Source organism: Pararhodobacter sp. (assembly GCF_036802785.1).
Classification (GTDB): Bacteria; Pseudomonadota; Alphaproteobacteria; order Rhodobacterales; family Rhodobacteraceae; genus Pararhodobacter.
The window spans coordinates 1-10,799 of sequence record NZ_DAIRVN010000107.1; the positions used below are offsets into that span (position 1 = coordinate 1).

The following is a 10,799-nucleotide window of genomic DNA, read 5'->3' on the forward strand; positions in this document are numbered from 1 at the left end:
CCTCTTGGCTTCGCCAATTCACCCCCCAGCGTATTTCTGGCAAGATGAAGCGGGAATGACATGCGCAGTTATGCCATCGGCGACATTCACGGGCATCTGGACCTGCTGAAGCGGGCCCATGCCCTGATCATGGATGACCGCGAGCGGGTTGGCGATACCGGGGCGCCGGTGGTGCATCTGGGCGATCTGGTCGATCGGGGGCCTGATTCGGCCGGGGTGATCGAGCATCTGATGCGCGGGCAGGCTGAGGGGCAGAACTGGGTGGTGCTCAAGGGCAACCACGACCGGATGTTTACAACCTTTCTGGACGATCCGCAGGCGCAGGACCCGGGCCTGCGCTCGGTCTACAGCTATCTGCATCCGGCGATCGGCGGCGGGGCCACGCTGGTTTCCTATGGCGTGGCGAATGCCGCCGACCGCCCGCTGGCCCCGGTTCATGCCGAAGCTGTCGAACGTGTGCCCGCCGCGCACCGTGCCTTTCTGAGCGGTCTGCCCAACTGCTACCAGCGTGGTGCGGCGCTGTTTGTGCATGCCGGTATCCGGCCCGGCGTTGCGCTGGAGGATCAGACAGAAACCGATCTGCTGTGGATTCGGGCGCCTTTTCATGAGCATACCGCCCCGCACCCTTGGTTGGTGGTGCATGGCCATACGGCGATTGATGCGGCGCAGCATTACGGCAACCGTGTCAATATCGACACCCGCGCGGCCTATGGCGGGCCGCTGACGGCGGTAGTGGTCGAGGGCGCGCAGGTTTTTACCCTTGGCCCGGAGGGGCGCAGCCCGCTGCTGCCCTGAGCCGGGCACCTGTTAACGGGCGCTTCATACCTGTTTGCTATTCCTGAATATGGGTGAAGTGAAACAGGTGGTGGGATGAGCCGGCAAAATCAAGCCGCGCCAATCATCATCAAAAGAAAGAAGATTGTGGCCGCGAGCGGTCACCATGGTGGTGCGTGGAAAGTGGCATATGCCGACTTTGTCACGGCCATGATGGCATTCTTTCTGATGATGTGGCTTTTGGGCGCAACGACAGAATCGCAACGTCGGGGGTTGGCGGATTATTTCACGCCCTCCATTCCGATCAACCGCAGTTCTTCCGGTGGGAGCGGGATGTTCGGCGGGAATGACATTCATTCCGCCGATGATCTGGGGCCTGAGACAAATCAGGGCAATACGACGGAATCATCGGATGACCGGTCCGAGGCTGATTCCTTCGAGGCTATTCAGGAGCGGCTGGAAGGGCTGGGCGCCGAAAGCGCTGTCATGAATGAAGCGCTGCGTCATGTTCTGACGCGGGTGACCGACGAGGGGCTGGTGATCGAGCTGTTCGATCTGCCCGATGCCCCCCTCTTTGACGGTGAAACCGCGGAGCCGCTTCCGGTACTTGCTGTTTTGTCCTCGATCCTGGTGGAGGTGTTCCGCATGACGCAGAACCCCCTCGCCATCGAGGGGCATACCCGCACCTATACCATGGTGCAGTTGAACGATCCGCGCTGGTCGTTGTCGCTCAGCCGGGCAGAACGGATGCGGATCCTGCTGGATAATCAGGCGCTTGATCCGATGAGGGTGGCGCGCGTCACGGGGCATGCCGACCGCCGGAGAGTAATGCGCAACCCCATGTCAGTGCGCAACAACCGGCTGGAGCTGATTTTGCTGCGCCGGGGAAACTGAGAGAGGGCAAAAAACGCGATTGGCGTTAGGGGGGCATTAACACCGTTCATGCAGTGTCGAACGTAACCGGCACAGGCTAGAAAGGTTTGTCAATGTCCACCCTCTACTCCTCTTTCAACGCGGGAATCTCCGGGCTCAACGCCAATTCGACCCGTCTTTCGGTGATCTCCGATAACATCGCCAATTCGGCGACGGCGGGTTACAAGCGGCAGAATGCCTCTTTCCAGGCCATGATCCTGTCTGCGGGCGGCGCGGGCGCCTATATGGCGGGCGGCGTGCGCAGCTCCACCATGCGCCTTATTGACGAACGTGGCGCGATCAGTTCCAGCGCCAACCCCACTGATCTTGCGGTTGGCGGGCGCGGGTTCCTGCCGGTAACTACCAATGGTCAGGGCAACACGCCGCTTATGCTGGCCAGGACCGGCTCTTTCCGGCCGGATGCCCAGGGTATCCTGCGTAATGAGCACGGGCTTGTGCTGCTGGGTTGGCCTGCGAACCCCGATGGCTCGGTCGCCACCTATTCGCGCGACACGCCGGGTGGGCTGCAGCCCGTGCAGATCAACCGCACGCAGTTCAACTCCGACCCGACAACCCAGATCAACCTACGTCTCAACCTTCCGGCCACGGCCACGCGCACAGGGGCGAGCGGTGATTCGCATGATGTGACGCTGGAGTATTTCGATGCGCTCGGCTCGGCTGAATCGCTGAACATGCGCTTCACGCCAGTAATCCCGGCAACCGGCACGTCCAATGAATGGACGGTCACCATCACCGATTCGGCCAGCGGCGCGGTGGTCGGGGAATACATCATGCAGTTCGACGATACGCCGCCCAACGCCGGGCGCATGATGTCGATCACCCAGCCGGCTCCGGCCACGGGCGCGCCCTATGATCCCGTGACGGGTGAACTGGCGGTGACGATGGGCAGCCAGACAATCAGCCTCGATATCGGCCGCCTTAACGCGAGCGATGGCCTCACGCAGATGGCGTCCAGCTTCACGCCTGTTTCGATCATCAAGAACGGCTCGCCGGTGCAGTCGCTGCTCAGTGTCCAGGTGGACCCGGACGGCATGCTGCGCGGCATCTACGATTCCGGCCTTGTCCGCGCGATCGCGCAGATTCCGCTGGTCGATGTTCCCAATCCGAATGGGCTGATGTCGCTCGATTATCAGACCTACCGGGTCTCTGAGGCCAGCGGACCGATGTTCCTGTGGGATGCCGGTGACGGGCCGACGGGTGATCTTCTCGGCTTCTCGCGTGAGGAATCAGCGACCGATATCGCCAACGAACTCACCAATATGATCCAGACGCAGCGTGCCTATTCGTCGAACGCCAAGGTCATCCAGACCGTCGATGAAATGCTGCAGGAAACCACCAACATCAAACGCTGACCCGGCACCCGAAAAGGAGTGAATGATGAGCCTCAACAGCGCCATATCGGCGGCCATGTCGGGCCTTGCGGCACAGACGCGGGCGATCGATGTCATCTCGGCCAATGTCGCAAATTCCATGACCGAGGGCTTCGCACCCCGGCAGTTGATGCTGAGCTCCTCTGTTCTGGGCGGCGTTGGCAGCGGTGTCCGTATCGCCGGTGTCGAACGGCGGACGGATCCCATTCTCGAAGCGCTGATGCGCCAGTCCGGCGGTGCCGCCGCCGGAACTGGCGCCCGGTTCGAGTTCTGGAGCCGGATCGAACAGGCCATCGGTCTTCCGGGCGATCCGCATGGTCTGACCGGCAAGGTTGCCACGCTGGAAACCGCGCTGATATCGGCGGCCGCCCGGCCTGATCTTGATCACCGGCTGTCCTCTGTCGTCGATGCGGCCAATGATCTGGTGCGCCATCTCAACCAGCTTGAAAATCAGGTGCAGGGGCTGCGGCAGAACGCCGACGCGATGATTGCGCAAGATGTCGAGACTCTGAATCAGGGGCTCGAAAGGATTGCGAAGCTCAACAAGGACATCATCAGGCTGCAAGCGACCGGCCACCAGCCGCACGGCCTGATGGATGAGCGCCAGCAGCTGATCAGTTCGCTCTCCGAGATTGTGCCGATCCGTGAGTTTCAGCATCCGGATGGGCGCATTGCACTCTACAGCGAAGGGGGGCATCTGCTGCTGGATACCCAGCCTGCGGTTTTCTCGTTCACGCCCAGCCCCGGGATGGATGCGTCCATGTCGCTCAGTGGCGGTATGCTCTCGGGGCTGAGCGTGAACGGCTATCCGATTTCCACGACGTCAACCGGGCCGCTGGCCGGTGGGAGGCTGACGGCGAATTTTGCCATCCGCGATGTCGATGCCCCCGCCGCGCAGTCGGCGCTTGATCAGATCGCGGAAAGCCTCATCAGCAGGTTCGAGGATCCGGCGACCGACCCGTCCATGATGCCGGGCCAGCCGGGCCTGTTTACTGATCTTGGACTTCCCCTGGACCCCGCGCAGACCGTTGGATTGGCGGGGCGCATTGCTGTCAATGCCGCCGTGCAGCCCGGGGCGGGCGGCGATCTTTGGAAGCTGCGCGAGGGGCTCGGCGCGGCGGCACCCGGGCCGGTTGGCGATGCACAGCAGATCCAGCGCTGGGTTGAGGCACTGCAGCGCCCGCTGCCCGGGGCGCCCGGCAGCGCATCACGCAACTTTGCCGATAATGTGGGGCAGACGATTTCAGGCATCAGCCAGGCGCGACAGGCCGCAGAAGACCGCGCGGGCTATGCCAAGGCCTATCACAGCGAGCTGACGTATCAGTCATTGCTCATGGGTGTTGACGTCGATTCCGAAATGCAGCGCCTGATGCTAGTTGAAAAGGCCTATGCGGCCAATGCACGCGTGCTTCAGATCGCCGACGAGCTGATGCGCCAGCTTCTGGAGATCTGATCATGTCCTGGGTTTCGCTTGGGAGTCTTTCGCTTCCGTATCAGATGCAGCGCAACGGCGTTAGTCTTCGTACGGCCATGGCACAGTACAGCGTCGAAATGGCCACAGGCAAGGTTCAGGCCCCGCAACGCCACCTGCGCGGTGATCTGGGCGAACTTTCGGTGATCGAATCGCGGCTGGCACGCATTGCCACCTATGATCTGATCATCGGCCAGAACGAAACCATGCTTGAGACTGCTCAAACAGCGCTCGGGCGGGTGGCGGCGCTGGGCTCTGTTCTGTCCAATCAGGTCCTGACAGCAGTCTTCGCCGATTCGGGTGATCAGAGCTATGCCTCCGTCGGCGCATCAGCGCGTGTGACTCTGACCGACATGGTCTCGGTTCTGTCAACGAGCGTGGCGGGGCGGACCTTGTTTGCCGGTGCCGCCGTCGACCGCGGGCCGCTTCTGCCCGCCGTGGATATTCTCTCGGAGGTCAGTGCGGCGGTTGCCGGGCTGACCTCGGCGCAGGACATCACCGATGCACTGGAGAGCTTTTTCTTTGATCCGGGCGGCACCTTTGAAAGCCTTGTCTTTCAGGGCTCAGGGACCTCGCCCGGGGGCGCAATCGACGATTCTGAAACCGGCCCCACCTTGCCGGATGCCGCGCATCCCGCGCTTCGCCGCCATCTGATGGCCGCCGCGCTCGGATCGCTTCTGGATGATCCGGGCCTTGCGCTGGATCGCACACAGACCCGCGCGCTGGCCAATACCACCATGGAACTGATCGAGTCGAATGGCGTGGCGGTTACAGCGCTCAGGGCAGAAATCGGATTTGGTCAGGAATTGCTGGAGCAGCGGGCACTGCGGCTGTCGCATGAAAAGGATTCCCTGGTCATCGCCCGTCACCGGTTGGTCGGCGTCGATGAGTTCGAATCCGCGAGCCTGCTGGAAGAGACGCGCTATCGGCTGGAGGCTCTGTATGCCGTGACGGCCCGGGTTTCGCGCCTGTCGCTGCTGGAGTATCTGAGATGATCGCACGGATTCTGGCTGCAATACTGGCTGTGACCCTGGCACAGGCGGCATCAGCCGGAATCAGGCTGAAAGATCTGGTCGAGTTCGACGGCGTCCGTGGAAATGATCTGATTGGCTATGGTCTTGTCGTCGGCCTGAACGGTACCGGCGACGGGTTGCGAAATGCGCCCTTCACCGAAGATATCATGGCCAATATCCTGGAGCGCCTTGGGGTGAATGTGACCGGCGAGCAGTTTCGCCCGCGAAACGTTGCCGCCGTTCTGGTTACCGCCTCGTTGCCGCCCTTCGCGCGCACCGGCTCCCGGGTGGATGTGACGATCTCTGCAATCGGCGATGCCGGAAGCCTGTTTGGTGGCACGCTGGTTATGACTCCGCTCAATGGCGCCGACGGGCAAATCTATGCCGTTGCGCAGGGGGCGGTGATCGCTGGCGGGGTTGCCGCTCGCGGTGACGCGGCCGCGGTGGTTCAGGGGGTTCCGACCTCGGGAACGATTCCGGGTGGTGCGCGCGTGGAGCGGGAGGTGGCGTTCGAGCTTGCCTCGTTGTCCAGGATCAGGCTGGCGTTGCGGCAGGCGGATTTCACCACCGCGCTCAGAATCGAGCAAGTGATCAACGCGCATTTCGGTCGTGGCGCTGCCGCCATGCAGGATGCGGGGACTGTGGTGCTGGATATCGCGGCGACCCGGCAGGCGACGGCGGCACATGCGCTGAGTCAGATTGAAAATCTGGTGGTTTCACCGGGGGCGCGGGCGCGCGTGGTGATTGACCAGCGCTCTGGCACGATCGTGATGGGTGAGGATGTGCGCATCAGCCGGGTGGCGGTGGCGCAGGGGGGCCTGACCTTACGGGTGGAAGAAACGCCGGTTGCGGTTCAGCCCAACCCCTTCACCCCGGGCGAGGTGGTCATCGTGCCGCGAACGCTGGCCGAGATCGAGCAGTTGCCCGGCGTCGGGCTGGCCGAGGTTCAGGGCGGGGCAACCCTCGCCGAAGTAATCGCCGGGCTGAATGCGCTGGGGGTCGGTCCGCGCGACATGATCGATATCCTGAACACCATCAATGCGGCCGGCGCCCTGCATGCCGATCTGGTGGTGCGATGACGGGGGCGTCAGCCGGTTACCCGGCGGTCGCGTGGCTGTGCAGGATCATGTCAGCCGCCTTTTCTGCGATCATGAGGGTGGGCGAATTGGTATTGCCACTGGTGATCGACGGCATGACCGAGGCATCGGCAACGCGCAGCCCCACCACGCCGCGTACCCGCAGATCCGGCCCGACCACAGAACGCGGATCGGTGCCCATGCGGGCCGTACCAACCGGATGGAAGATCGTCGTGCCGATCTGCCCGGCGGCAAGGGCGAGTTCGTCATCGGTCTGCGCATGAGGGCCCGGGCGGAACTCCTCGGGGTGGTAGCGGGAAAGCGGCTCGGCGTCCATGATCCGGCGGGTAAGCCGGATGGCGCGCGCGGCGATGCGGCGGTCGGCCTCGGCAGAAAGGTAGTTGGGCGCAATCTCGGGCGCCGCCATCGGGTCGGGCGATGTCAGCCGTACATGGCCGCGGCTCTGCGGGCGCAACTGGCAGACACTGGCGGTAATGGCCGGGAAAGCATGCAGATTCTGCCCGAAGGCATCCAGGCTGAGCGGCTGAACATGATACTCCAGATCTGCCCGGTCCACATCGGGGCCCGAGCGGGCAAAGGCCCCCAACTGGCTGGGGGCCATCGACATTGGCCCGGTCCGGCGCAGGGCATATTCCAGCGCGATCCGGCCCTTGCCCCAAAGCGATTGCGTCATGGTGTTCAGCGTCTTTGCCCCGGCGACCTTGTAGGCGAGGCGCAGTTGCAGATGGTCCTGCAGGTTTTCGCCTGCATCGCAGTCGTGGCGCGCCTCAATGCCCATGGTCTGCAGGAACGCCCCGGGGCCGATGCCCGCCAGCTGCAAAAGCTGCGCCGATCCGATCGCCCCCGAACACAGGATCACCTCGCCCTGCGTCCGGGCCTCGTGAACCACGCCGCCACGCAGATAGCGCACGCCCACGCAGCGCGCGCCGTCAAAGACCAGCCCCTGCGCCTGCGCGTGGGTTTCGATCTTCAGCGACTCGCGTTTCCGGGCAGGGTTCAGGAAGGCGCGCGCCGCGTTCCAGCGCCAGCCGGAACGCTGGTTGACCTTGAAATAGCCTACGCCCTCATTGTCACCCGTGTTGAAATCCGCGCTGGCGCGGATCCCGCAGGCCTGTGCCGCACGCGCCCAGTCATCGAGAATTTCCCAGCGCAGGCGCTGGTTCTCAACCCGCCATTCGCCGCCCGTGCCGTGCATCTCAGGGTCGGCGGGCCCGGCGGCGTAATCTTCGTGCTTGCGGAAATAGGGCAGAACGTCATCCCAGCCCCAGCCGGTATTACCCATCTGGCGCCAGTGGTCGTAATCGGCGGCCTGACCGCGCAGATAGAGCATGCCGTTGATCGAGGAACAGCCGCCCAGCACCTTCCCGCGCGGATAGAGCAGGCTGCGCCCCTCCAGCCCCGGCTCGGCGCGGGTGCGGAAGCGCCAGTCGGTGCGGGGGTTGTCGATGCAATAGAGATAGCCGATGGGCACATGAATCCAGAGGTAATTGTCGCGCCCCCCGGCCTCCAGCAGCAGCACGCGCGCCTTCGCGCTCAGCCGGTTCGCCAGAAGCGAGCCGGCCGTTCCTGCGCCCACGATGATGTAATCCCAGTCTGCCATTCTTCCCCCCGCAGCCGTCGCGTTCAAGGCCGCTGGCACACTAGCACTTCACGGAAGCGTTGCAATGGCGGGTATCGCAGGTCTAGCGGCGGCGCGATGACGTTACGCAAGGGGTAGCGGTTGTCGAATCACGCCGATTTTGTTATGTATCGCACTGATTTCTTCACGAGATCCAAGATGGCCGCAAAGGCCGCACAACCCCCAGATTGAGGACCGAGGCAGTAATGAAAACCCCCGTATTCGCAGCGATCATGACGCTGGCCCTGCTTGCCCCCGCCGCCGCATTCGCCGGCCCGGTTGAGACGGCCTGCAACCGCTCGGACCGTCCGGGCGCCAACCGCGCGCTGTGCCGGTGCATTGATGCGGTTGCAAGCCAGACGCTGACGCGCACCGAACAGCGCCGCGCAGCGCGCTTCTTTGCCAACCCGGATGAGGCGCAGTCCGTTCGCATGTCGCGCACCAGCGATGACAATGCATTCTGGACCCGCTACCGCGCCTTTGGTGAAGCGGCAGAACGCAGCTGTGTGCGCTGACTCAGGGCAGTTCCCCGCGTGACAAACGCGCCAGCGCCAAGGTGCTGGCGTCTTCGATCAGGTCCAGCACCGCATCGAAAGAGCCGGTGAAATACGGGTCAGGCACATCGCCGCCGATGCCCGCATAATCCAGGAACCGGGCAAGACGGGCCGTGGCGCCGGGCGGCGCCAAATCGCGCGCGTCGCGCAGGTTTTGCGCATCCATCGTCAGGATCAGGTCAAACCGGGTGAAGTCTGCCTGTGTCAGCTGCCGCGCGCGCAGATCACCAAGGTCATATCCGCGTTTGCGCGCGGCACTCAGGCTGCGGCGGTCAGGGGGGTTGCCCACATGCCAGTCGCCGGTGCCCGCGCTGTCGATCTCCAACGCCAGCCCCGCTTCAGCCGCCTTGGCACGCATCACCCCATGCGCGCTGGGTGAGCGGCAGATGTTGCCAAGGCACAGCAGCAGCACCTTCATTTCCGCGCCTTTTCCTGCAATTTCTGCTTCGCGCGCCACAATGTGAACAGCCCCGCGCAGACAACGATCACGGCACCGAATGCCACATTGGGCCGCAGGGTTTCGCCGAAAACGCTGATACCGATCACACTGACAAAGACCAGTTGCAGATAGGCGAAGGGCTGGATGGCGCTGGCCTCGGCCACCTCATAGGCGCGGATCAGCAGCCAGTGGCTGAGCACGGCGGTCAGGCACAACAGGCCCATCCACGCCCAGTCGCCGGGTGCCATCGGCTCCCAGAACCAGACGCCGATCAGCGTGGTGAAGACCGCGCCGGCCACGCCCGTCCAGAAAAAGCTCACTGCCGCATTGTCCTCGCGGGAAACGTAGCGTGTCAGCAGCCCGTAGAGCGCGAACATGAAGGCGGCCAGCAGCGGGATCAGCGCGGCCGGATGAAAGACGCCAAAGCCCGGCTGCAGGATGATCAGCACGCCGACAAAGCCGATGCCGATCGCCGTCCACCGCCGCCAGCCCACTTTCTCGCCCAGCACCGGGCCGGAAAGCGCGGCGACGAGCAGCGGATAGACCGCGAACACCGCGTGGCTTTCCACCAGTCCCAGCAGTACGAAGCCCGCGACCATCACACAGACCTCAGCCGACAGCAGAAGCCCGCGGAACATCTGGGTGAGGGGGCGCTTGCTGCGCGTCGCCGCGCGCACGCCGCCCGCCTGCCGTCTGGCGATGGTGATGACGAAAGCCGCAAAGAACCAGTAGCGGATCATGATCACCATGAAGACATTGTATTCCCCCGCCAGATGGCGCGAGATGCCGTCCTGGATGGCAAAGACAAAGGTGGTGGCGATCATCAGCCAGATGCCCAGCTTTGTGTTCTGCTCAGTCATGCCGCCGCCTCTTCCAGTATTCCGGTGCTCATGTGTTTCTTGCGGCCATAGCCGGGGCGGCGGGTGACCGAGAAGCCCGCTTCCGCCAGCGCCCGGCGCACATGACCTGCGGCGGTATAGGTGGCAAAGGTGCCGCCCGGCGCGGTGTGGCGCGCGACCTCGGCCATCAGTGCCTCACTCCACAGCTCGGGGTTTTTGGCGGGGGAAAAGCCGTCAAGGAACCATGCGTCGGCCTGTCCGGGCCAGCACGGCAGTATATCACGCGCGTCGCCAATGTGGATTTCGGCGCGCAGGCCGGGCAGCTCAAGCACCCTCAGCGGCCCGCCTGACGCCGCCCAGGCCGCCACCAGCGCCGTCGCGCCGGGCAGACCAAACGCGGCCAGCGCGCGCGCCATGTCCTCAGACGGTAGTGGGAAGGCCTCGAACGAGGTGAAGTGCAGCACACCCGGCCCCTGCCAGAGTTCCATCGCCGCCAGCAGGTTCAGCCCGGTGCCAAAGCCCAGCTCAGCGATATGAAAGCCGTCGCGGTAGCGCGCGGGCAGGTCGTTGCCGGCCAGAAAAACATGCCGCGTCTCATCCAGCCCTGCGCCGATGGTGAAATAGGGGTCGTCGAAGCGCGCGCTGACCGGCGTTCCGTTCTCGGTCCAGGTGATGGGGGCGGTCCCGGGGG

The 10,799-nt window shown here is 64.0% G+C and carries 11 protein-coding genes; 7 read left to right on the top strand and 4 right to left on the bottom strand.

Annotated features, from left to right (window positions below):
- Positions 1–60: 60 nt before the first annotated feature.
- The 6 genes from V7Q53_RS22200 to V7Q53_RS22225 all read left to right on the top strand — a co-directional run bounded on the left by V7Q53_RS22200 (position 61) and on the right by V7Q53_RS22225 (position 6,640).
- Positions 61–795: a metallophosphoesterase gene (locus tag V7Q53_RS22200; protein WP_333831083.1), complete on the top strand. Its 735-nt coding sequence runs from the start codon at positions 61–63 to the stop codon at positions 793–795.
- 75 nt (positions 796–870) lie between these two features.
- A complete protein-coding gene (locus V7Q53_RS22205; RefSeq protein ID WP_333831085.1) occupies positions 871–1,668 on the top strand; it encodes a flagellar motor protein MotB in 798 nt (265 codons plus the stop codon).
- Positions 1,669–1,760: 92 nt separating this feature from the next.
- Positions 1,761–3,059: a flagellar hook protein FlgE gene (locus V7Q53_RS22210; RefSeq protein WP_333831086.1), complete on the top strand. Its 1,299-nt coding sequence runs from the start codon at positions 1,761–1,763 to the stop codon at positions 3,057–3,059.
- Between the two features lie 25 nt (positions 3,060–3,084).
- A complete protein-coding gene (gene flgK / locus V7Q53_RS22215; protein WP_333831088.1) occupies positions 3,085–4,530 on the top strand; it encodes a flagellar hook-associated protein FlgK in 1,446 nt (481 codons plus the stop codon).
- 77 nt (positions 4,531–4,607) lie between these two features.
- Positions 4,608–5,543, top strand: coding sequence for a hypothetical protein (locus V7Q53_RS22220; protein ID WP_333831091.1), 936 nt, complete (start codon positions 4,608–4,610; stop codon positions 5,541–5,543).
- Positions 5,540–6,640, top strand: coding sequence for a flagellar basal body P-ring protein FlgI (locus V7Q53_RS22225; RefSeq protein WP_333831093.1), 1,101 nt, complete (start codon positions 5,540–5,542; stop codon positions 6,638–6,640). The genes V7Q53_RS22220 and V7Q53_RS22225 overlap by 4 nt, the downstream gene beginning before the upstream one ends.
- 16 nt (positions 6,641–6,656) lie before the next feature.
- Here the strand turns inward: V7Q53_RS22225 and V7Q53_RS22230 are convergent, their stop codons facing one another.
- Positions 6,657–8,258 carry a GMC family oxidoreductase gene (locus V7Q53_RS22230; protein ID WP_333831095.1) on the bottom strand — a complete coding sequence of 534 codons (1,602 nt, stop codon included), beginning with the start codon at positions 8,256–8,258 and terminating at the stop codon, positions 6,657–6,659.
- Positions 8,259–8,482: 224 nt separating this feature from the next.
- On the opposite strand from V7Q53_RS22230, the gene V7Q53_RS22235 reads away from it, so the two are divergent.
- Positions 8,483–8,791, top strand: coding sequence for a hypothetical protein (locus V7Q53_RS22235; RefSeq protein ID WP_333831097.1), 309 nt, complete (start codon positions 8,483–8,485; stop codon positions 8,789–8,791).
- Position 8,792: 1 nt separating this feature from the next.
- Here the strand turns inward: V7Q53_RS22235 and V7Q53_RS22240 are convergent, their stop codons facing one another.
- Genes V7Q53_RS22240 through mnmD form a run of 3 tightly spaced genes read right to left on the bottom strand, consistent with a single transcriptional unit; the run spans position 8,793 to position 10,782 of the window.
- Positions 8,793–9,248 carry a low molecular weight protein-tyrosine-phosphatase gene (locus tag V7Q53_RS22240; protein ID WP_333831098.1) on the bottom strand — a complete coding sequence of 152 codons (456 nt, stop codon included), beginning with the start codon at positions 9,246–9,248 and terminating at the stop codon, positions 8,793–8,795.
- Entirely contained in the window at positions 9,245–10,129 is an 885-nt protein-coding gene (locus tag V7Q53_RS22245) for a DMT family transporter (protein ID WP_333831100.1), read from the bottom strand. The genes V7Q53_RS22240 and V7Q53_RS22245 overlap by 4 nt, the downstream gene beginning before the upstream one ends.
- The gene (gene mnmD, locus V7Q53_RS22250) at positions 10,126–10,782 is read right to left on the bottom strand and encodes a tRNA (5-methylaminomethyl-2-thiouridine)(34)-methyltransferase MnmD (RefSeq protein WP_333831102.1); all 657 of its coding nucleotides are present in this window, start codon (positions 10,780–10,782) and stop codon (positions 10,126–10,128) included. The genes V7Q53_RS22245 and mnmD overlap by 4 nt, the downstream gene beginning before the upstream one ends.
- Positions 10,783–10,799 lie beyond the last annotated feature (17 nt).